Below are 23,294 nucleotides of genomic sequence, written 5' to 3'. Positions count from 1 at the left end.
ATGAAAAATATACTCCTTTTAGTTGGTTTAAGTGTGCTGTTGTTTAATTGTAAAAATGCAACGAATAAAGAACTCATGGCATCCAATGAAACAATTTCAGCTATAGAAACACCATTTGTTTGGGAAGCGGCGAACTTATATTTTTTGCTGACGGATCGTTTCAATAATGGCGATTCTTCAAACGATATTAATTTCGGTAGAACTGCAGAAACTGCTAAATTAAGAGGGTTTGAAGGTGGTGATTTAAAAGGAATTACTAAAAAAATAAAAGAAGGCTATTTTACAGATTTAGGAATCAATGCAATTTGGATGACTCCAATTGTTGAACAAATTCATGGCGGAACAGACGAAGGTACAGGAATAACCTATGGTTTTCATGGGTATTGGGCTAAGGATTGGACCAAAATTGATCCGAATTTTGGAACTAAAGAGGATTTACACGAGTTGGTTAAAGAAGCACACGCTAGAGGTATTCGTATTGTGTTAGATGCTGTCATTAACCATACAGGACCTGTTACTGAGAAAGATCCTGTTTGGCCACAAGAGTGGGTGCGAACAGACAAACAATGTACATATGAGAATTACGAAAATACAGTGACTTGTACTTTAGTAGCAAATCTTCCAGACATTAGAACAGAAAGTAATGACAATGTTGACTTACCACCTCAGTTAGTAGAAAAATGGAAAGCTGAAGGTAGATACGAGCAAGAAGTAAAAGAACTCGATGAATTCTTTAAACGTACAGGTCATCCAAGAGCGCCACGTTTTTATATCATGAAATGGCTTACGGATTATATTACAGAATTTGGAATTGATGGTTACAGAGTAGATACGGTAAAACACACCGAAGCTTATGTATGGAACGAGTTTAAAGTAGAGTGCGATTATGCATTTTCAGAATTTAAAAAGAACCATCCAGAAAAAGTTATAGATGATAACGATTTTTACCTTGTTGGAGAGGTGTATAACTATGGTGTAAGTTCTGGTCAGGAATTTGATTTTGGAGATAAAACGGTGAATTACTTTAATCCGCCAAGCTTTCAATCTTTGATTAATTTTGAATTCAAATACAACGCAAAAGAGAAAAATTACGAAGAGTTGTTTACACGTTACGATGAGGTTTTAAACAACGAATTAAAAGGTTTTGGAACTTTAAACTATCTTAGTTCTCATGATGATGGTCATCCATACGACGCGATGCGAGAACATCCATATGTGACCGCAAATAAGTTGTTGTTATCTCCGGGAACATCTCAAGTTTATTATGGCGATGAGATTGCACGAATCCTTAAAGTAGAAGGTGCTGAAGGCGATGCTAATTTAAGATCTGTGATGGATTGGAATTCGCTTTCAGAAGATGAGAACATTCAAAATATTTTAAAGCACTGGCAAAAATTAGGACAGTTTAGAGCGAATCATCCAGCAATCGGAGCAGGGCAACACCAAATGATTTCTGAAGCACCATACTATTTTTACAGAAGCTACCAAAAAGAAGATTTTAGTGATTTTGTTGTGGTTGGATTGAAATTAGAAAAAGGAGAAAAAACCATTGATGTTTCAAAAGTATTTGAAGATGGCGACATACTACAGGATGCCTATTCTGGGAAAACTTCAATAGTGAAAAACGGCACACTTACTATAGAATCTCCCTATGAATTTGTTTTGTTGGAAAAATCTTAAAAAATAGCTGAACTTAATGGTGTTACGGACTTTTAGGCTGAGGGCATAAGCTATAAGATCTCGGTTCGTTAATATGTAAGCTAAGTTTATATTTAGCGACAATTATTTTATAAGTAACTTTGTACTTATAAAACACGACATCTTTTGGACATAAATACCAACATAGAATCTCCTTTTATTATTAAGGCAAGTTTCAATAAGTTACTTACACAGTACGAAGATTTAATTGATGCTGATAATAAATTTATTGCAAGTAATGCTCGTCGAGTTCTTAAAATAGCGGAAGATTATCCATTTTTGAGAGATGGCTTTAGTGACTATGAGATATTTGAGACGCATAAGACAGAAATAGAAAGTATTCTACAAGACACCTTTAGTCCGTTATTAACTCATAATGAGATTAAGCTTGCGGCGATACCATTCCATGCATTTGTGTTTAATGAATCAGAGCGATTTAAATCTATTTTAAAGGATGCCGGACGGAGCTTCGAATTAGAATTAAAAAATATGCCAGCAGACCAAGCCTATATAATGGCTTGTAGTATCATCTTAAAATTTTGTTATGGATATGACCTAAAGATAAAACGACCGTTTTACTACGAAATTCCCGATAAAAAAGGAGTAATGCATTATTACAAAATCATGTATAATGCTGATTTTACGGAAGTTATTCCACAGGATAATGCTCCTAATATCACAAAAAAAGATTTTGATGAATTATTGGATAATTATGAGAATATCGACATGTGGAAGGCGAAATTCCCACCACGAAGCTATATATTCAAAGGATTTGTAATTGCCAATTTATTTGATATTACAGACGATCATTCTATCTCAAATATTAAGACCAATTTAATCGGTTTTGATCAGGGGCATAATGATAGTTTTATGACAAATGTGGAAGGCATTTTTCGTTCTTTATTAGGCCTTAATGATATCAATGTAGGTTTCACAACTTTTAATAAGGAATATGATGTTTTTGAACGTGTTATTGGAGTAAAAACACATAGTTATTTACTAAATGGCGTAGAATCTAAGAATTGTTCAGAAGCCTTATGTAGTTGGTCTTATAACCGATTATTAAACGAAAATAATTTCTTCTCAATTTCAGATGTAGATAAACTATATAAGGAATCAGAGAAGCCAATGCCGCATGTAGTTTCTCTTCAGAAACAAGGCGTTAAGAGTGCTGTATTTGCGCCAATTGCAAATAAAAATGGACTGATGGGCATTTTAGAAATTGTCTCAGGTACCGCTAAAGCATTGAATAGTATTAGTAGTAACAGTTTAAGGGATATTTTACCATTTATAGTATCTGCTGTTGAACGATCTAAAAATGAGGAGGCTAATTTAATTGAAGCCGTTATTCAAAAAGAATGTACTTCTATACATTCGAGTGTTCACTGGAAATTTGTAGAAGAGGCTAAACGATATATAAAGGCCGAGAAAATTAATGAAGAAACAGCAACATTTAGAAAAATAGCTTTTAAAAATGTTTATCCTTTGTACGGTCAGATTGATGTAAGAGGGTCTTCTGATGCTAGAAACTTAGCGACCCAAAAAGATTTAGCCTTACAATTAAGTTTAGCAGAAAAAATATTAGAAAAATCTTTAGAATCCAATAAATTACCTATTTATGAACAAATTAAATTTCAAGTGTCAGAATATTGTAAGGGGATAAAGGAGAATTTCAAGGTAGATAGTGAGCATGAAATTAGCCTGTTTCTAAAAGATGAAGTTGAACCGGTTTTTAATCTTATAATTCAGAATCAAAATGAGTTAAAGGGGGCTATCGAGGATTACTTTAGTAAAATTGATAAGGAGGTCGGGGTGATCTATTTTTACAGAAAACACTATGATGATTCAGTAAAACTCATCAACACCAATATGTCTGCGATTTTAGATAAAAAGCAGGTTGAAGCTCAAGAAATGTATCCTCATTTCTTTGAAAGATTTAAGACAGATGGTGTAGAGCACAATATGTATATTGGTGAATCTATAACCAAAATTGATAGCTTCAATATGATCTATTTGTACAATCTTAGGTTATGGCAGCTTCAGGTGATGTGCGAAATGGAAAATGAATACTATCAAAATCAAAGCGATTACCCGATTGCCTTAGATGTGGCTTCAATGATTTTAGTGTTCAATCAACCATTATCTATCAGATTTAGAATGGATGAAAAGCGTTTTGATGTAGATGGAACTTACAACGCACGCTATGAAGTGGTAAAAAAACGGGTTGATAAAGCGTTCATCAAAGGAACTGAAGAACGTATTACTCAAAAAGGAAAACTTACCATCGTTTATTCTCAAAAAGAAGATGAGCAAGAATATGTGAGATATATAAAGTTCTTGCAATCCAAATCTATACTCGATAAAGATTTAGAGTTTTTAGAACTTGAAGACTTACAAGGGGTAACTGGATTGAAAGCTTTGCGTATAAGTTTATTGTATCGTAATAAAGACGACGATAAAAAGTTTTATACCTATAACGATTTAATGGAAACAATTAACTCTTAAAGTCGGCATAAGCAATATAGTCATCTGCTACAGTTGAGATACTTGTAGAATCAGGAATGACATCATCAATATCAACTCCAGGATTATTCTTAATAGCTAGTGCGAACGAAATAAGAGATACAATTATGCCAATCATAAAGACGGTATAAGTAATTCGTAGAAGCCTGTATTTTCGTTCTAGAACGATACCTAAGAAATATAAATCCTTGGTAAGTGCCTTATAGATATAGTCTTTGTCTTGTACTAATTCTTTTATAGCCCATTCAAAGTCTTCTAATTCCATTTTATGAAAGTTTCCGAAGAAACTTAAATTTACCTTTTGGTTCTTAACATCTTCTTTGGTAAATTGTCCACTAGTTACATTTGGTCGTGTTGCAATAATTGATAGAATCATCGAAATCACACAAAACAATGTGAAAATAACAGTAGGCCATGTGAGGTACGGATTGTTATCTAGCTTTGAAATAAGATTAGCTAAGACCACTGAAATAATAATAGCATTTACAGACAATAAAATATTCGCTTTGGTATCTGCAATGTCACTTAACTTGATATGGTTTCTAAGTGCCACTCTGTAAAAAGTCTGAACGCCACGTTCTGGACTTTCATTCTTGTATTGCGTTTTATACTTAGCCTTCATCTTCTCAACATTCAGCTTCTTTTTACGCTTTTTCTTTTTGCCCATTAACTTCGCTAAGTTTTTTTCTTTGCGAGGTTGCCAATTTTTTAAAGCGTAATCGGTATAGAAACTATGTTGTTTGGTTAGGACTTCAATATTTTCATTTCGCCATTCAGTGGGCGTGAATTTATTTCTACCCTGAAGCTCTAATTCTTTTCTCAAAAACTCTGAGGTCTCTTTAAAATATTTTTTACCAAAGTGTGATGCATCAGCATCTCTTATAATTTTATGAAGTTCATTCTTCGGCTCAGAATCAAACTTTGTTGCCATTATACAGCCTTTAACAGCTTCAATTATTTCATCATCTACCTTTTTCTCCTTTAAATAGTCTGTGGCAATTTTTACACTTTCTTCTTCGTGATTATCATACCCTTTTATATAACCAACATCGTGTAATAAAGCAGTAAGCTCTAAAACTCGAATCTCGTCATCTTTTAACTTAGAATTTTCAATAATTTCCCTCGTACTTTTTAAAACACGTTCTGTGTGTGTGTAGTTATGATATAAAAAGGTATTAGGAAGTTTATCTTTAAGGAGATTAAAGACAAATTCTTGAGTTTCTTTAATTAAAGATTTAGACATAAATTAGTTTTTAAAGTATTGTGAAATTACAAAAATTACAAGACTTAACATTTTATTTTATATAGTACTTGCAATGTTATTGTATTTTTAATAAAAAATGAATTTTTAAAATGATTTGAGCTAATAGTCGATTTAAATGTGCTAATATCTCATCATTATTTTAATAAAATTTACTAAGCCTATAGTTATTATACATGAGATTAAATATCAGAGATAGCTTTAATACAGAATTGCCTTCAGATGCTAATACACAGAATTCAAGACGACAAGTGTTTGAAGCTACACATTCGTATGTCGATCCTAAAAAACCTTCGAATCCTAAATTGGTTCACGCCTCAAAAGAGATGGCAAATGAAATTGGATTAGATGAAAAGGATCTTGAATCTAAGGAATTTTTAGAAATTTTCTCCGGAACAAAAGTGTATCCAAATACCAAACCTTATGCTATGGCTTATGCTGGACATCAGTTTGGGAATTGGGCAGGACAATTGGGAGATGGTAGAGCTATAAATTTATTTGAAGTTGAACACCAAAATAAACGTTGGGCCTTACAGCTTAAAGGTGCTGGTGAAACACCTTACTCTCGTCAAGGTGATGGCTTTGCGGTGTTAAGATCTTCAATTCGCGAATATTTATGTAGTGAAGCCATGCATCATCTAGGCGTACCAACCACTAGAGCTTTAAGTTTAATGCTGACTGGTGATGAGGTTTTACGCGATATAATGTATAATAGTAATTCGTCTTACGAAAAAGGTGCTGTTGTTTGTAGAGTGGCACCAACATTTATTCGATTCGGAAATTTTGAATTATTTGCTGCAAGAAAAGACTTGGCTAACCTTAGAAAGCTTACAAACTATACCATAAAACATTTCTATCCAGAACTGGGAGAACCTTCAAAAGAAACTTATATCCAATTTTTTAAAGAAGTTACCAATAGGACTTTGGAAATGATTATACATTGGCAACGTGTTGGTTTTGTTCATGGCGTTATGAATACCGATAATATGTCTATTTTAGGATTAACCATAGATTATGGACCATACGGTTGGCTTGAAGATTTCGACTTCGGTTGGACACCAAATACCACCGATAGACAACATAAAAGATATCGTTTTGGCAATCAACCAAATATTGCCTTTTGGAATTTAACCCAATTAGCCAATGCGCTTTATCCTATAATTGAAGAAGTGGAACCCTTGGAGCAGATTTTATATCAATATCAGGCCGATTATGACAGTCAATCACTTCAAATGATGCGCTCGAAGCTCGGTTTAAAAGTAGAAGAAAAGGACGATGCTAAATTCATAGAAGAATTAGAAAACTGCTTATTACTATCTGAAACCGATATGACTATTTTCTTCAGATTATTGGCAAACTACAAAATAGGGTCTTCGGACAAAGGATTAGAATTGCTTTCTCAAGCATTTTATAAACTGGATGAAATAAAAGATAAGATTTTAGACCAATGGAATTCTTGGTTTTTAACTTATGATAAAAGATTAAAGAAAGAAACGCTCAGTGATGAAGAGAGGAAACAGGATATGAATTCTGTGAACCCAAAATATGTACTACGAAATTATATGGCACAGTTGGCTATTGAAAAAGCCGATGGTGGCGATTATAGTTTAATAGATGATTTTTTTCAACTACTTAAAATGCCTTACGAAGAACAACCAGAATATGAAAAATGGTTTGTGAAACGACCAGAATGGGCGAGATTTAAAGTGGGTTGTTCTATGTTATCTTGTAGCTCATAACGTGGATAGAATTGTTGAAATTTAATTAAAGAAAACAAACATGAAAGGAAAACGACTTAAAATAGAAAACAGAAAGGGAATAACCCTACATGCGCATTTAGATTTACCAGCTAATCAAAAACCAAATTACTATGCGATTTTTGCACATTGTTTTACTTGTAGCAGTAGCCTTCATGCTGTTAAACATGTGAGTAGAGCTTTAACTCAAAAAGGATTTGCCGTATTGCGATTCGATTTTACCGGCTTAGGACGCAGTGAAGGAGAATTTGCAGACAGTCACTTCTCTGCAAATGTCGATGATTTACTTGATGTTCATAAATATATGGCAGCCCATTATGATGCGCCAAGTTTACTAGTGGGTCACTCCTTAGGAGGTGCTGCAGTTATTGTAGCTGCTTCAAAACTAAAAGACGTAAAAGCCGTAGCAACCATTGGTGCTCCCTCATCGATAGCCCATGCAAAACATCTATTTTCTCATCAAGTCGAAGACATAGAAGAAAAAGGAAATATTGAAGTTAATATTGGAGGAAGACCATTTGTAATCAATCAAGATTTTGTTGAAGAGTTCGATAAAGTAGATTTACTAGAGATTGTCCAAAACTTGAGAAAACCTATACTCATCATGCATTTACCATTTGATAAAGTGGTTGGGATAGATAATGCTCAAGACTTATACGTCAATGCACGTCACCCAAAAAGCTACATCTCTTTAGATAATGCAGACCACTTACTATCCAAAAAAGAAGATAGCCAATATGTAGGTGAAATGATTGGATCTTGGGCAACCCGTTATTTCCCTAAAGAGGAAAATGTGATGTTAAATACCGAAGGAGAACAATTAGTTGGTCACCTGAATATTGTTGAAGATAATTTCACTACCTCTATACAAACTAAAAACCACACCTTCATTGCCGATGAACCAGCTTCCATAGGAGGAAGCGATTTTGGACCTTCACCTTACGAATATTTAAATGCAGGACTAGCAGCCTGTACAGCGATGACTTTAAAAATGTATGCAGAACGTAAGAAATGGGATTTAAAAGAAGTGTTCGTATATTTATCTCATTCACGGAAACATAGCGACGATTTAAATGTAGAAGTGGACAAGCCAAAATATTTAGATCATATCAGTAAGAAGTTAAAATTTGTAGGTGACTTAGATGAGAAACAAAAGGAACGTTTAAAAGAAATAGCCTCACGTTGTCCAGTTCATAAAACTATTGCAAATGAAGTGATATTTGATACAGAAATCATTTAAAACAAACAATAAATTTTGAAATTCGAAACCACAACAAAATCGCGATTCTTAGACGTAAGACATCAGACTGAGCAAATTTGTAAATCACTTAAGCCTGAGGATGTCTCTATTCAGCCTGCAGAATTTGTGTCGCCACCTAAATGGCATTTGGCACATACCACCTGGTTTTTTGAGCAATTCATACTGTCCGAATTTCAACAGAATTATAACGTCTTTAATGATGATTTCGCTTATTACTTCAATAGTTATTATAACAATGTAGGGGAACGTGTTTTACGAGCAGAGCGTGGATTAATGACACGACCGAGTTTACAAGAAGTTTTAGACTATAGAACTTATGTGAACGAAAAACTTTCGGAATTTATAGCAAAAGGCATTACAGAAGAAGTTTCAGATATTATTGAAATTGGTTTACAACACGAGCAACAACATCAAGAGTTACTAATTTATGATATTAAGTATATTTTCGGGAATCAACCTTCATTTCCGGTTTTAGATTATAATATTGATTGGCAAGCTGAAAAAGAAGTACAAAAATTTATTCGAATTCCAGAAGGTATTTATGAAATTGGTCACCAAGGTGATGATTTCTGCTTCGATAATGAATTAAGTCGGCATAAGGTATATCTTCATGATTATGAGATCTCAAATCGACTCGTTACTAATTCAGAATATATCGCATTTATTGAGGCAGGAGGCTATGAAGACTTTAATTTATGGCATGCAGAAGGTTGGGATTTTATTCAAGATAATGACATAAAAGCACCTTTGTATTGGCATAAAGCAGATGGTAAATGGATGCAATACACGCTTAACGGTTTTGTTGAAGTCGTTGGTGATTTACCAGTAAGTCATATCTCTTTTTTCGAGGCCTTTGCCTTTGCACAATGGAAAGGTATGCGTCTACCTACCGAATTTGAGTGGGAAGTGGCATCCAACCAATTTAATTATGGTCAGCTTTGGGAATGGACAAATAGTGCTTATTTACCTTATCCCAATTATACCAAAGTGGATGGTGCATTGGGCGAATATAACGGTAAGTTTATGGTGAACCAAATGGTGCTAAGAGGTGCGTCGGTAGCTACAGCTATTGGTCATAGTAGATCTACCTATCGAAACTTTTTTCATGCTAATTTGCGTTGGCATTTTTGTGGTATCCGATTAGCTAAATAAGTCAAAAGTTGACTTAACCATTTTTTTAACTGATTAATTTTAAATTTCATTATGACAAACGCGTTTGCAAAGGATATTCTTACCGGACTTAGGGCTGAGCAAAAACATTTACCTTCAAAATACTTTTACGATGATAATGGTAGTCGGATTTTTCAAGAAATCATGAACATGCCAGAGTATTATCTCACCGATGCCGAATTTGAAATTTTATCTTTGCAGTGCAAATCAATTATCGATGCCTTGCAGTTTTCAACCCCTTTCAATATCGTTGAGCTTGGTGCTGGTGATGGTTTAAAAACATTCAAACTATTAGAGTATTTAGTAAAACATAATATTGAATTCAATTATGTTCCAATCGATATTTCACAAGAAGCCATGGATATGCTCTCTAAACGTCTCAAAGAGCGATTACCAGGAATACATATTTCACCACAAGTAGGCGATTATTTTGAAATTTTAAAGAAAAATAAAGAAAATGATTATCCTAGTTTGTTGCTGTTTCTAGGAAGTAATATTGGAAATTACCTAGATGATAAAGCTATAGAATTATTACAGTTGTTCAATAATAATATGAAAAAGGGTGATAAACTTCTTATAGGTATTGATTTAAAGAAAAACCCTATTGTAATTAGAGATGCTTACGATGATAAACATGGCATTACTAAACGTTTTAATCTTAATTTGTTGTTGAGAATTAATAGAGAACTTAATGCTGATTTTAGGATTGATGATTTCGATTTTTATTGTCATTATAACCCTATCACTGGCGAGGTAAAAAGTTATATTATAAGTCTTAGGGATCAGTCAGTTGAACTAAAAGCCATAAATGAAACTATAAATTTTGAATATAATGAACTCATTTGGACGGAGCTTTCAAAGAAATATGGGCTTCAGGAAATTCAAGAACTAGCAGAAAACTCTAATTTTAAGTTGAAAACGAATTTTTTAGATTGCAAACACTTTTTTTCGGATAGCCTATGGGAAAAACCATAAAGGCTAAAATCAAAAGTATTACAGTTAACTAATCTTAAGAAAATAGTTTTGATTTGTATATTATTTTAGATCACTATGAGAAACCACTACAAAATACTAGCCGTTTTTAATATACTACTATTTAACGCTTGTGCCACTTATAAAGCCCAATATAAAGAAGAAACGCTAAAAGCTAATAAGGCGCCGGATCAGGAAATCGAAAAGCGAATTTACTTACTTGGTGATGCTGGCAAAGAACATGTAAGCGGAATGTCTAATGCCTTGAGGGCTTTTAATAGTCATATTTCGTCTATTGATACTAAAAATGATATGGTGATGTTTTTAGGTGATAATATTTATCCCTCAGGATTACCGGATGAAAATCATCCGAAAAGAGCAGCTGCAGAAAGAGCGCTCGATCTTCAAATAGAAGGAGTAAAAAACTTTAAAGGTGAAAAATTGTTTATTCCTGGTAATCACGATTGGTATTCAAATGGACTGAATGGGCTGAAACGTCAAGAAAAATATATTGAAGATGCGGTTGGTGACGATACATTTCAGCCTGAAAATGGTTGTCCTCTTGAAGATTTTGATTTTGGAGATGATATTAAAATCATTGTTATAGATACTCAGTGGTATTTAGAAAATTGGAATAAAAATCCAACCATCAATGATGAATGTGAGATAAAGACAAGAGAGCGGTTCTTTGAAGAATTAGAAGGCGAAATTAAAAAAGCTCAAAACAAAACGACGATAATTGCTATGCACCACCCGTTGTATACAAATGGTGTACATGGTGGATATTACGGTGCTAAAAAACATTTATACCCCACACAAAGTAAAATTCCTGTACCTGTTTTAGCGTCACTTGTAACTCAAGTACGAACGCAGGGAGGTGTGTCTATACAAGACAGATATAATGAGAGATATAATGAGTTAATGAAACGTTTGGAAACCATGACTTTCGACAAGAAAAACATTGTTTTTGTCTCTGGTCATGAGCATACCTTGCAATACATTGTTAATGAAAATATCAAGCAAATCGTTTCAGGTTCTGGTTCAAAAGATGGAGCAGCAGCCTTAGGTCAAAATGGAGAATTTAGTTTTGGAGGACAAGGTTTTGCTGAATTGTTGGTTTATAAAGACAAAGGTTCCTGGGTAAGATTTTACAGTGCCGAAAATGGTGAACCTCAAGTCATTTTTGAACAAGAAGTTCTCCAACCTGCAAAGAAATACGATATAAATAGTCTTCCAGACACCTTTCCTACAGAAATCGAGGTCTCCGTATATAGTGAAGAGGAAACCGAACGTACTGGCTTTTTTGAATCCGTTTGGGGACAGCACTATAGAGAAGTATATAGCACAAAGATAAGAGCAAAAGTAGCCACATTAGATACCTTGTATGGAGGCTTAGAAATTGTTAGAAAAGGTGGTGGTCACCAAACCAGATCCTTAAGGTTAAGAACAAAGGATGGACGTGAATTAAATATGCGAGCCTTAAGAAAAAGTGCAACACAATATTTACAAACCGTTTTATTTAAGGAGTCCTATATTCAAGATGATTTTGAAAGAACCCAAGTGGAAGGACTAATTTTAGATTTTTATACGGCGGCACACCCTTATGCTTTTATGGTAGTTCCAGATTTATCCAATGCTGCACAGGTATTTCATACCAATCCAAAATTATATTTCATTCCAAAACATAAATATCTAGGCGATTATAATGAAGAGTATGGTGGGGAGTTATATATGATTGAAGAACGACCAGAAGAAAACTATGCAGGTGAACGCAACTTCGGTTATGCTGATGATTTAGAGAGTACTCACGATATTATAGAAAAGGTAAGAAAGGATGAAAAGTATAAAATCGATGAAAACGCATATGTAAGAGCGCGTTTATTCGATATGTTAATCGGCGATTGGGATAGACATCAAGATCAATGGCGTTGGGCACAGTTTGACCAACCAAATGGCGATAAGGTTTACCGACCAATTCCGAGAGATCGCGATCAAGTGTTTTCAAATTTTGATGGTGCTTTATTGGATGTGATGCGCGCCATATCAGGTTCTACAAAACAGCTTCAAGTTTATGACGATAAGTTAGAAGATATTAAATGGATGAACAATGCAGGTATCAAACTCGATCGTACATTAATTCAACAATCAGATAAAGATACCTGGTTAGAACATGCTAAATTCCTTCAAGAGCATATTACAGATGAGGTAATAGATATCGCTTTTTCAAATGTTCCAAAAGAAGTTCAGGATAAAACATTAGAAGAAATCAAGCAAAACTTAAAAGGAAGACGAGACAACCTTATTGACATTGCTACTAGGTATCACAAATATTTAAATCAACTTGTGATATTAACAGGAACAGATAAAGATGACTATATCGAAGTCATAAGACAAGGTGATAAAGAAACACGCGTTATAATTTCAAGAATTAAAGGCGGTGAAAAAGCTGATGTTTTAGTTGATAAAGTCTTCCATAGAGATCTGACCAAAGAAATCTGGATTTACGGATTAGATGATAAGGATATATTTGAAGTCACTGGTAAAGGTAATAATATGATTTTTACAAGACTTATTGGTGGTCAGAATAACGACACTTATATTATCAAATCGGGACGACGAGTAAAAGTTTACGATCATAAGTCTAAAAAGAATACTGTAGAAGAAAATAAAGGAGCAGCAATTAGATTTACCGATATTTATAAGCTTAATTTATTCGATTACGAAAAGAATATTTTAACCAAAAGTATAATGACACCTGCTATTGGATATAATCCAGATGATGGTGTGTCTTTAGGGTTGTCTTACGCTTTAACAAAGGATGGATTTCAGAGAAACCCTTTTTCTAGTCAACACAAATTTAGAGGAGGTTATTTCTTCGCCACTAAAGGATTTTCTCTGAATTACGACGGGGAATTTTCAAATGTGATGGGAGATTGGAATTTACATTTAGGAGCCCGAATCACATCAGCCAATTTTACAAATAACTTCTTCGGTTACGGAAATGAAACAGTAAATATTGATGAGTCCGATCATGATTACAACCGTGTAAGGACAAGTACATATCAAGTAAAAGCGGGAATTATAAAGAAAGGACATTTTGGTAGTGATTATGGTGTGAGAGCTATATTTGAAGGGATTGAATTAGACGCAACCGATAACCGATTCATCACCGATATGGTTCCTGAGACAGAATCTGAATTCTATGAAAGACGTTATTTTGGAGGTCTAGAAGGTGAGTTTAACTATGAGAGTTTCGATTCTAAAATCAACCCAACAAGAGGAATGACTTTTAAGCTACATGTTGGTGGTAAAACTGAATTTGAAGACACTAAATATACCTATGGTTTTATTAATTCTAACTTAGGGTTTTATAATGCACTATCCAGAAACAGAAAACTAGTTCTGAAAACAGACATTAGAAGTCAATTTAGATTTGGTGACGATTTAATCTTTTACCAAGCTGCAAATATCGGTGGAGACAACGGCTTAAGAGGGTTTAGAACAGAACGATTTACTGGAGATAAATCCTTAGTAAGCAGTGCTGATTTGAGATATAGTTTCAACTCATTTAAGACTAGTGTGTTGCCATTGCAAATTGGAATTTTCGGAGGTTTTGATGTTGGTAGAGTTTGGTACGAGCATGATGATTCAGACAAATGGCATAACGATTATGGTGGAGGCTTTTGGGTGACAGCTGCCGAATCACTTTCAGGAACATTTAATTTATTCAATAGTAAAGAAGGACTTCGATTTTCTTTTGGACTTGGACTAAACTTTTAAAACTAAACGTTGAAAAATTACATCTATAGCATCTGGGATTCACTTGAGAAATTAGAAAGTAAAATTGCTTTCTATCCCTCTATCATCAGTTTGCTTGGATTGATGTTTGCATTTTTTATGATCTATTTAGAAAGCATTGGTATTTCTAAATACTTAGTAGAAAATGCGCCAATTCTAGTAGTGAATAATACAGAAACAGCGAGAAGTTTGCTCACTACATTTATAGGTGGACTTATATCTATAATGGTGTTTAGTTTTTCATTGGTAATGATTCTACTGAATCAGGCATCGAGTAACTTCTCACCAAGAGTGCTTCCAGGATTAATTTCCAATAGGCGACATCAAATTATTTTAGGAATTTATAATGCCACCTTACTATACTGCATTTTTACTTTAGTGTCTATTACACCTCAAGGTGATAAATACCAAATGCCAGGATTTTCTGTCTTAATTGGTATCATTTTTATGACATTGAGTTTGGGATCTTTTATCTACTTTATTCATTCTATTTCACAAGAAATACAAGTGAATACGATTATGGATAAAATATTTAAAAAATCTAAATCACGCTTAGAACGTTTAGTTGAGAATGAAAAACACATCGACACCGATTTTGAAGATTCTTCAAATTGGAAAAGTATAATGGCAAATTCAACAGGTTATATGCAAGATGTGAGTATAAATGCATTAGCACATATTGCTGAACAGCACGATTTAAAAATTGAAATCGTACCAATTAAAGGGGCTTATATCCTTAACGGAATTCCAGTGTTGCGGTACAAAGGACAGCCTAGCGAAAACAAAGAACCTGATTCGGTCGAGGACTTAGAAAAAAAATTGCTAGAGGCCATTACATTTTCCAATAGTGAACTTATAGAAGACAATTATATTCTCGCATTCAAACAAATAACTGAAATCGCATTAAAAGCAATGTCTCCGGGTATCAATGACCCCGGAACCTGTATCAATGCAATCGATTATTTAACGGAGTTATTCGCCATAAGAATGACCAAAAAAGACAGAAGTTATTATTTCGATGAAGATGGAAAACCGCTAATACTGATTAAAACTGTCAGTTTTGATGAATTGTTATATAATGTCATGGCGGCACTTAGAACCTATGCAAAACACGATATTATTGTGGTACAAAAGCTATTCATCATGTTCGAATATCTACTTCAGCAGCAGGATGCATTAAGGGAGAATTATAAAGAAGCAATTATTAGAGAAATTATAAATCTTAAAAATGATGCCATAAGTAATCACACTAATGAGGCAGATATTAAGGTGATAAAATCTTATATTGCCAAACTTAAAAACCTGAATCCTTCAGACTATAGTTTTGAAGCTTAGGGTTCATACTTAATTTCTCAATTTCCTTAAATGTCTAATACTAAAGATATCATTATAATAGGTGGAGGAGCTGCAGGCTTTTTTGCCGCGATTAATATAGCTGAAACTTACCCTGAGTTATCAGTTGTCATTTTAGAACGTGGTAAAGAAGGATTACAGAAAGTTAAAATCTCTGGTGGTGGACGATGTAATGTTACTCATGCTGAGTTTATTCCATCTGAATTAGTCCAAAATTATCCTAGAGGAGAAAAAGAACTATTAGGACCTTTTCACAATTTTATGACAGGCGATACAATCGCTTGGTTTGAAGAGCGCGGTGTGGAGTTAAAAATAGAAGAGGATGGGAGAATGTTTCCCGTATCTAATTCATCTCAAACCATAATTGATTGTTTTTTAAGTGAGGCTAAAAAGCATAAGGTTGAGGTGCTGTATAATCATTCTGTAAAGACTATTCAAGCTTTAGAAAACGGATTTAATATTGAAACATCTCAAGCTGATTTTCAATGTAAAAAGTTGTTAGTAGCCACAGGAAGTAATCCTAAAATTTGGAAATTATTAGAAGATTTAGGTCATTCCATTGTTCAGCCAGTGCCCTCCTTATTCACTTTTGATATTAAGGATTCTCGTATAAAAGATATACCTGGAGTTGTTGCAAAAAATGTAGAAGTTAAAGTTGTAGGAACAGATTTAGAATCAGATGGCCCTTTGCTTATTACTCATGTTGGTATGAGTGCACCTGCTATTCTTAAACTATCTGCATTTGGTGCCGTAGAATTAGCCCAACTAAATTATAATTTTAAAATTGAAATCAATTTTATCCGATTAGATTATGATTCGTGTTTGGATGATTTGAAAGGTTTTAAACTAGAATTCGCAAAGAAGACTGTTGTGAATTTAGCGCAATTCGATTTGCCAAAGCGTCTATGGAAGCAATTGGTTTTAGCTGCTAAGATAAACGATACCAAACGTTGGGCCGATCTTAATAAGCAAGAATTAGAAGCTTTAGCTAGCCAATTAACGCAAGCAACTTTTCAGGTTACTGGAAAAAGTACTTTTAAAGATGAATTCGTGACGGCTGGCGGTGTGGACTTAAAAGAGGTTAATTTCAAAACATTTGAAAGCAAGCGAATTCCTAATCTTTATTTCGCAGGAGAGGTTATTAATGTTGATGCTGTGACTGGTGGGTTTAACTTTCAGAATGCTTGGACAGGAGCTTACTTGGTGTCTAAATCGATAAGCTCAGATAATTGAAGTTGATTTTGAGTATAACTTAAAACAATAGACTTAAATTCTTCAAAATTATAGGGCTTGGTTATAATTTGATTAATTCCTGCCTCTTGTGTTTTAAGGATAATCTCTCTTGAGTTTAAGGCTGTCAATGCTATAATCGGTATTTGGGAATTAAACATTCTTATATGTTTCGATACTTCGTAGCCATCCATATCTGGCATATTAATATCCATTAAAATGAGATCGTAATCCTTCTCCTTAACCATGCAAATGGATTCTTTGCCATCTGAAGCGGTATCGCAATAATGACGCTCTATTTTTTCAATATTCTTTTTAGTAATTAATAGATTAATCTTGTTGTCATCTACGACCAAAACTCGAATATCTTTGTCTAGAATAGGAGAATTGAGTTTATGGCGAGGCTTATTTTTTGCAATTTTAAACTTTGCTTCAAAAAAGAAAGTCGTTCCTTTTAGTGGCTCAGATATGAAATCTATGTCTGAATTAAAGCTCTTTAATAAGGTTTTTACGATGTAAAGCCCTAGTCCTGAGCCACTACTGTTTTTGTGTAAAAATGTTTTGTTTTCAAAAGCGCTAAATACTACTGAGCGATGCTTTTCTTCAATTCCTATTCCTGTATCGATGATTTCAAACTTTAAACTAACATGTTTAGAAGTGCGTTCTTTTAAAATTACATTAACAGTAATACTACCCTCTAAGGTATAACGTATTGCGTTGTAAATTAAATTGATTAAAACTTGACTAAACGCAACTTTATCTATTAAAATATATTCGTCCTCGTTATTGTCGTCAATATTTAAATGGAGCTGTAAACCCTTATCTCGTGCGGCTATTTCAACTGTGCTAATAACACGCTCTAATAAATTTTTAATTTTCTCCGGTTTTAAATGAAGTTTATTCTGTTCCAATCGGAGTTTATTAGCTTGTAATACATTATCGATAAGCGTTGAAATATAACCGCTAGATGATATTAGTGAATCGAGATACCCCTGTTTTTTTACTGGATCTCGTTCCTGATTAATTAAAGTAGCCAAACCACTAATACCGTATATTGGAGTACGTAATTCATGACTTAATATTGAAAAGAATTCTAGTCGGGTCTTATCTATAGCGATAAGCTTTTTGTTCGAAGCTTCCAACGCTTGGTTAACCTTTTCAATATTCTTGCGAGCTTTGAAATAGAAATAAAACACCAATAAAGTAATAAGCAGTATAACACTTGTAGCAATTGTACTTATTAAGAATATTTTAGAATGTTTAGCATCTTTCTTACTAATTTCATTGGCTAAATTAAGTTTCTGTTCTGCATTGATAATCTTTGAAATAAGCTCTCCGTTTCTGGAATTTTTATCCTCAATTTCGGCGAGTGCAATGTACTTGTAAGAGTCAGATTTTAGTAAATAATAGGTAGCAGAGTCTAAATCTTTCTTCGCATTAGTATAGTATAGGTATTTATAATAATTTAAAGTGGCTAACTTTCTATGATTGTTGACATCATGTCTTAATGAGGTTTCAAACTTTTGTTCTTCTATTTCAAATAAAATATTGTAGTTCGTTGGATTGTTTGGTGAAATTTTAACTTGCGCTATAGCTTTATAGTATTGGTATAATAGTAGTAAGTTCTCCTTAAAGTCCTCTGGGTGATAAATATTAGAGAAATTTAAAGTTTCAAAGTCAGTGGATTTTAATATATTAATTGCATTATTACTCTGCTTTAGCATATTTACACTGTTATTCTCAAAATATTCTTTTTGAATTTTTTTATGTAAATTCACAAAATAGGTTTCACTATTTAGTTCTTTAGAAAGGTTTTGAGCCTTAGGATAAAGGCTATCAAATTTTTTATATTGATTAGCGATAACATAAGTGCCAAGTAATCCTGAAACAGATAGATCTATTCCAACCTTATCATTTAGGGAATCGTATAATTTTAAGGCTTTTTCGTGATAAAGCTCAGCAGTTTTGAAGTTGGATAACTTTCCCAAAACATTAGCTAAAGTATTATAAGATTTAGCCTCAATACTTTTTAAGTTACGTTTCTTAGCAAAATTTATGGCATCGTTAAGTGAAAGCGCGGCTTCGTAAAGATTCTCATTTTTAATTAGAGAATCTAGGGCGTGATCATTAAAGGAGCAAGTTGAACTGTTATAAGAGTTTGCATCTGAAGTTTGAGCTAGTGAAATTAGACCGCTAAAAGACAATAAAACAAACAAACTAATAACAGTGTTTGATTTGGGAAAACACATGTTTTGAATTAATTAGGGGTGCAAATCTAACCTTTTTTAATTATTTATTTTAGGCAGGATCTTTATTAATAAGAGTTGTAAATCATGTCTACGGATTAACGGGCTGAAATTCAAGTAAGTATGGTTTGTGTTAAGTGATTTGTGTTCTGAATAATTTTCGTAAAAGATTGAACAATAGTCTAGTTATAGTATTTTTAATAGTTATGACTGTTAAAATTAAATTTAGATGAAAACCTATATAGCGCTCCTAAAGGGAATCAATGTTGGTGGACATAAGAAAATTCCAATGGCTGAACTTAGAAGTATATTGACAAATATGGGATTGGAAAATGTACAGACTTATATCCAATCCGGGAATGTGATTTTTCAATCTTCAATTAATAATTTAGAATTGTTGGAAAAAGATATTCAAAATTCAATTTTAGATCATTTTAGTTTTGAAGTTCCTGTTATTGTTAAAACTGTGGACAATCTAGCTCGGATATTAAAAAAGTGTCCGTTTTCTGAAGACAAAAAAGTGTTGAGCTACTTCGTTCTGCTCAGTAAAATTCCAAAGCCTAGTTTAATAAATGAGGTTTCAGAAAAAACATATCCTAATGATGAATTCGTTATTTTAAACGATTGCATTTATCTGTACTGTGAAAAAGGTTATGGTAAGTCTAAATTTAACCTCAATTATTTCGAACAAAAATTGAATGTCAATGCCACTGCCAGAAACTATAAAACAATGATAAAACTCTTATCTTTGTCGGCAGATAAATAAAGAGCATGACAGCACAAGATTTCATTCTAAAATCATATCACACTACTATTGAAACAGGCTCGGTAAAATGGGCATCACCGAGCAATATAGCGCTGGTGAAATATTGGGGAAAAAAGGGAAATCAAATTCCTGAAAATCCATCGATTAGTTTTACACTTTCAGACTGTAAAACCATCACGGAAATTACCTATACCAAAAAAGAGGATACTAATTTTAGTTTTGATGTCTATTTTGAAGGTGAGAAAAACGAAGCCTTTAAGCCTAAGATTCAAACATTTTTTGAAAGGATTGAGACCTATATGCCATTTTTAAGGAATTATCATTTCAAAATTGACACTTCCAACACCTTTCCACATAGTTCTGGGATTGCGTCTTCCGCATCAGGAATGTCGGCAATCGCTTTATGTTTAATGAGTATTGAAAAAGAACTCACCAAGGATACTAATTCAAATGAAAGCGAAGAATCTCACAACGCATATTTCAACCAAAAGGCGTCATTCTTGGCAAGATTAGGTTCAGGAAGTGCCTGTCGAAGTATTGAAGGTGAATTAGTAGTTTGGGGTGAGACCGAAAGTGTTTCGGACAGTTCGGACTTATACGGTGTGAAGTTCGAAGGAGAAGTACATGACAACTTCAAAAACTATCAAGACACTATTTTGTTAGTGGATAAAGGGGAAAAACAAGTTAGCAGTACGGTTGGCCACAAATTAATGTTCGGTCATCCATTTGCTAAGGAGCGCTTTTCTCAAGCTCACGAGAATTTAGCAAAATTAAAAGCTATTCTTGCTTCTGGGAATTTAGATGCTTTTGTGAAAATTGTAGAAAGTGAAGCCTTAACACTTCATGCTATGATGATGACGAGTATGCCTTATTTCATTTTAATGAAACCTAATACCTTAGAAATTATCAATAAAATATGGGCTTACCGAGAAAAGACAAATTCTAAAGTTTGTTTTACGCTTGATGCAGGTGCCAATGTTCATTTACTATATCCGGAAAGCGAAAAGGTCGTTATCCTGAAATTTATTCAAACAGAATTGGCGAGTTTTTGTGAAAACGGACATTATATTTGCGACCAAATTGGTAAAGGAGCCGAACTTATTATGGAATAATTTTGCTCTGAAGCATTGATTGCAAACCAAATATGATATAAAAACGTATATTTGTTTAAGGAAACAGCTCAATACATATGAAAGGACCATTATTTTATTCTAAAATTCTGCTATTCGGTGAATACGGAATTATCAAAGACTCTAAAGGATTATCTATTCCTTATAATTTTTATAATGGCGCACTTAAAGTAGATGAAAATCCTACGAAACAAGCGCAAGAGTCTAATGAAAGCTTAAAACGTTTTGTGTCGCATTTAAAGGGATTAGATAAGAGTTTGGTCACTTTCGATATTGAAACCTTACAGCAAGATGTAGATGCAGGAATGTATTTTGACTCTTCAATTCCGCAAGGTTATGGCGTAGGGAGTAGTGGTGCTTTAGTGGCTGCTATTTATGATAAATATGCCATCGATAAGATTACAGTTTTAGAAAATTTAACACGCGAAAAGTTGTTAAAACTAAAAGCGATTTTTTCGCAAATGGAATCGTTTTTTCATGGTAAGTCTTCTGGATTAGATCCTTTAAATAGTTATTTGAGCCTTCCTATATTAATCAATTCTCAAGATAATATTGAAGCTACTGGGATTCCATCGCAAAAGGCTGAAGGCAAAGGCGCTGTGTTTTTATTAGATAGCGGGATAGTGGGCGAAACGGCACCAATGGTGAGTATTTTTATGGAGAACATGAAAAACGAAGGTTTCCGCAGTATGCTTAAAGATCAATTTATAAAACATACAGATGCTTGTGTAGATGATTTCTTGAAAGGGGATATGAAATCATTATTTAAGAATACTAAGCAATTGTCTAAAGTGGTGCTTAATAATTTTAAACCTATGATTCCTGCTCAGTTCCACGAGCTATGGAAAAAAGGTATTGAAACAAACGACTACTATTTAAAATTATGTGGGTCTGGTGGTGGAGGCTATATTTTAGGCTTTACCGAGAATATTGATAAAGCAAAAGAAGCTTTAGCTGGACAAAAACTAGAGGTCGTTTATAATTTCTAGTTTCATATTTGCATTTAACTCAATGTGGATTTAGTCTCGATTGTTAAATAGTTATAAGTCCCTAAGATAATTTAAAAGATGCCTAAAGTATTCCATTGTTCTACTTCAAAACATAAGAAATAAGAGGCATGCTTTCACGTAGACAGAAACACATTCTTCTAAAATTTTTCAGTCTATTTTCTGTTGTTAGAGGGTATAATATTTTGGTGGTGGTTATTGCGCAATACTTGGCTTCCATTTATATTTTTGCGCATCACATTCCTGTAAGAGAAGTTCTGTTAGATGTTAACTTGCTAATGCTTGTTTTAGCGTCTTCGGCGACTATAGCTGGAGGTTATATCATCAATAATTTCTATGATTCTGAAAAAGATTTAATCAATAAGCCGAGAAAAACAATGCTCGACCGATTGGTAAGTCAGAATACCAAACTGTCGTTTTATTTTGTGCTTAATTTCTTGGCCGTGGTATTTGCGAGTTATGTATCCTTTAAAGCAGTGATATTTTTCGCCTCCTACATCTTTGCCATTTGGTTCTATTCCCATCGTTTAAAAAAGCAACCAATTATTGGAAATATTGTTTCAGCAATACTTACGGTTACTCCATTTTTCGCCATATTTATCTATTATCATAATTTTGAAAGAGTCGTCTTTGCACATGCTATATTTTTATTTCTTTTAATATCAATGCGAGAATTGACCAAAGATTTAGCAAATATTAAAGGAGATTTAGCTTTAAACTACAGAACAGTACCGGTAGTATATGGAGAAAAAGTTTCAAAATTAATGCTCAGTATTGTTGCTGTACTAACTATTATTTCGGCTATAATACTCATTTTGTTTTTTGAGATTGGCCATATGTACTATTTCTTTTATCTCAGCATTGTACTAATTTTATTGTACTTGGTGATCCTCTTAAAATCGAGTAATAAAAATCATTACCTCCTTCTTCATAATATTTTAAAATTCATCATTGTGGCTGGTGTATTTTCTATTCTACTGATAGATGTCTCAATTGTATTAAATAGAATATAATTCTCTGTAAACCATTTCTTAGTGATCTGAACGCTTGTAGATTCAAACAACTTTGATATTTAGGTTGAAGATGTTAACTAATGTTATACCTTTGTGCCATTATTTATTA

Annotated in this window: 15 protein-coding genes; 13 read left to right on the top strand and 2 right to left on the bottom strand. The window is 33.5% G+C overall.

Translation table 11 applies throughout. The annotated features are described in order from the left end of the window. Nucleotides 1–1,680, top strand: a complete 1,680-nt coding sequence (locus DFQ11_RS01415) for an alpha-amylase family glycosyl hydrolase (RefSeq protein WP_110473848.1) — start codon at nucleotides 1–3, stop codon at nucleotides 1,678–1,680. Nucleotides 1,681–1,824: 144 nt separating this feature from the next. After that, nucleotides 1,825–4,203, top strand: coding sequence for a GAF domain-containing protein (locus DFQ11_RS01410; protein ID WP_110473847.1), 2,379 nt, complete (start codon nucleotides 1,825–1,827; stop codon nucleotides 4,201–4,203). Here DFQ11_RS01410 and DFQ11_RS01405 read toward each other — a convergent pair. Continuing rightward, nucleotides 4,193–5,464: a Pycsar system effector family protein gene (locus DFQ11_RS01405; RefSeq protein WP_110473846.1), complete on the bottom strand. Its 1,272-nt coding sequence runs from the start codon at nucleotides 5,462–5,464 to the stop codon at nucleotides 4,193–4,195. The two genes, DFQ11_RS01410 and DFQ11_RS01405, sit on opposite strands and share 11 nt — an antisense overlap. 194 nt (nucleotides 5,465–5,658) lie before the next feature. Here DFQ11_RS01405 and DFQ11_RS01400 point away from each other — a divergent pair, with 194 nt between their 5' ends. The 7 genes from DFQ11_RS01400 (at nucleotide 5,659) to DFQ11_RS01370 (ending at nucleotide 17,026) form a co-directional block, all read left to right on the top strand. Continuing rightward, nucleotides 5,659–7,221: a protein adenylyltransferase SelO gene (locus DFQ11_RS01400; RefSeq protein ID WP_110473845.1), complete on the top strand. Its 1,563-nt coding sequence runs from the start codon at nucleotides 5,659–5,661 to the stop codon at nucleotides 7,219–7,221. Nucleotides 7,222–7,261: 40 nt separating this feature from the next. Next, nucleotides 7,262–8,479 (top strand): bifunctional alpha/beta hydrolase/OsmC family protein, encoded by a 1,218-nt coding sequence (locus DFQ11_RS01395; RefSeq protein ID WP_110473844.1) that lies wholly within the window; start codon nucleotides 7,262–7,264, stop codon nucleotides 8,477–8,479. Between the two features lie 15 nt (nucleotides 8,480–8,494). Continuing rightward, on the top strand, nucleotides 8,495–9,652 hold the full coding sequence (egtB, locus tag DFQ11_RS01390) for an ergothioneine biosynthesis protein EgtB (protein ID WP_110473843.1): 1,158 nt from the start codon (nucleotides 8,495–8,497) through the stop codon (nucleotides 9,650–9,652). A 51-nt stretch (nucleotides 9,653–9,703) separates the two neighbouring features. Beyond that, nucleotides 9,704–10,645, top strand: coding sequence for an L-histidine N(alpha)-methyltransferase (locus DFQ11_RS01385; RefSeq protein WP_110473842.1), 942 nt, complete (start codon nucleotides 9,704–9,706; stop codon nucleotides 10,643–10,645). Between the two features lie 75 nt (nucleotides 10,646–10,720). Continuing rightward, on the top strand, nucleotides 10,721–14,422 hold the full coding sequence (locus DFQ11_RS01380; RefSeq protein WP_110473841.1) for a metallophosphoesterase: 3,702 nt from the start codon (nucleotides 10,721–10,723) through the stop codon (nucleotides 14,420–14,422). 9 nt (nucleotides 14,423–14,431) lie between these two features. Next, a complete protein-coding gene (locus DFQ11_RS01375) occupies nucleotides 14,432–15,775 on the top strand; it encodes a DUF2254 domain-containing protein (RefSeq protein WP_110473840.1) in 1,344 nt (447 codons plus the stop codon). Nucleotides 15,776–15,805: 30 nt separating this feature from the next. Then, on the top strand, nucleotides 15,806–17,026 hold the full coding sequence (locus DFQ11_RS01370; RefSeq protein ID WP_110473839.1) for a BaiN/RdsA family NAD(P)/FAD-dependent oxidoreductase: 1,221 nt from the start codon (nucleotides 15,806–15,808) through the stop codon (nucleotides 17,024–17,026). Here DFQ11_RS01370 and DFQ11_RS01365 read toward each other — a convergent pair. Continuing rightward, entirely contained in the window at nucleotides 16,990–19,272 is a 2,283-nt protein-coding gene (locus DFQ11_RS01365) for a hybrid sensor histidine kinase/response regulator (RefSeq protein WP_110473838.1), read from the bottom strand. The genes DFQ11_RS01370 and DFQ11_RS01365 overlap by 37 nt on opposite strands. Before the next feature lie 226 nt (nucleotides 19,273–19,498). On the opposite strand from DFQ11_RS01365, the gene DFQ11_RS01360 reads away from it, so the two are divergent. The 4 genes from DFQ11_RS01360 (at nucleotide 19,499) to DFQ11_RS01345 (ending at nucleotide 23,185) form a co-directional block, all read left to right on the top strand. Next, nucleotides 19,499–20,035, top strand: coding sequence for a DUF1697 domain-containing protein (locus DFQ11_RS01360; protein ID WP_110473837.1), 537 nt, complete (start codon nucleotides 19,499–19,501; stop codon nucleotides 20,033–20,035). A gap of 5 nt (nucleotides 20,036–20,040) precedes the next feature. Further along, nucleotides 20,041–21,147: a diphosphomevalonate/mevalonate 3,5-bisphosphate decarboxylase family protein gene (locus tag DFQ11_RS01355; protein ID WP_110473836.1), complete on the top strand. Its 1,107-nt coding sequence runs from the start codon at nucleotides 20,041–20,043 to the stop codon at nucleotides 21,145–21,147. Nucleotides 21,148–21,224: 77 nt separating this feature from the next. After that, a complete protein-coding gene (locus DFQ11_RS01350; protein WP_110473835.1) occupies nucleotides 21,225–22,154 on the top strand; it encodes a mevalonate kinase family protein in 930 nt (309 codons plus the stop codon). A 128-nt stretch (nucleotides 22,155–22,282) separates the two neighbouring features. After that, on the top strand, nucleotides 22,283–23,185 hold the full coding sequence (locus DFQ11_RS01345) for a geranylgeranylglycerol-phosphate geranylgeranyltransferase (protein ID WP_110473834.1): 903 nt from the start codon (nucleotides 22,283–22,285) through the stop codon (nucleotides 23,183–23,185). Nucleotides 23,186–23,294: the final 109 nt, after the last annotated feature.

This window comes from Winogradskyella epiphytica (assembly GCF_003217215.1).
Lineage (GTDB): Bacteria > Bacteroidota > Bacteroidia > Flavobacteriales > Flavobacteriaceae > Winogradskyella > Winogradskyella epiphytica.
Note: the sequence above shows the minus strand (reverse complement) of the source record. Positions and strands in the feature narration are given on the sequence as shown.

Excerpts from the sequence above, each read along its gene's own strand:
- DFQ11_RS01385 (WP_110473842.1), top strand. The coding sequence starts at position 9,704 with ATGACAAACGCGTTTGCAAAGGATATTCTTACCGGACTTAGGGCTGAG.
- DFQ11_RS01370 (WP_110473839.1), top strand. The coding sequence starts at position 15,806 with ATGTCTAATACTAAAGATATCATTATAATAGGTGGAGGAGCTGCAGGC.
- DFQ11_RS01400 (WP_110473845.1), top strand. The coding sequence starts at position 5,659 with ATGAGATTAAATATCAGAGATAGCTTTAATACAGAATTGCCTTCAGAT.
- DFQ11_RS01365 (WP_110473838.1), bottom strand. The coding sequence starts at position 19,272 with ATGTGTTTTCCCAAATCAAACACTGTTATTAGTTTGTTTGTTTTATTG.
- DFQ11_RS01415 (WP_110473848.1), top strand. The coding sequence starts at position 1 with ATGAAAAATATACTCCTTTTAGTTGGTTTAAGTGTGCTGTTGTTTAAT.
- DFQ11_RS01350 (WP_110473835.1), top strand. The coding sequence starts at position 21,225 with ATGAAAGGACCATTATTTTATTCTAAAATTCTGCTATTCGGTGAATAC.
- DFQ11_RS01380 (WP_110473841.1), top strand. The coding sequence starts at position 10,721 with ATGAGAAACCACTACAAAATACTAGCCGTTTTTAATATACTACTATTT.
- DFQ11_RS01355 (WP_110473836.1), top strand. The coding sequence starts at position 20,041 with ATGACAGCACAAGATTTCATTCTAAAATCATATCACACTACTATTGAA.
- DFQ11_RS01395 (WP_110473844.1), top strand. The coding sequence starts at position 7,262 with ATGAAAGGAAAACGACTTAAAATAGAAAACAGAAAGGGAATAACCCTA.
- DFQ11_RS01345 (WP_110473834.1), top strand. The coding sequence starts at position 22,283 with ATGCTTTCACGTAGACAGAAACACATTCTTCTAAAATTTTTCAGTCTA.
- DFQ11_RS01405 (WP_110473846.1), bottom strand. The coding sequence starts at position 5,464 with ATGTCTAAATCTTTAATTAAAGAAACTCAAGAATTTGTCTTTAATCTC.
- DFQ11_RS01360 (WP_110473837.1), top strand. The coding sequence starts at position 19,499 with ATGAAAACCTATATAGCGCTCCTAAAGGGAATCAATGTTGGTGGACAT.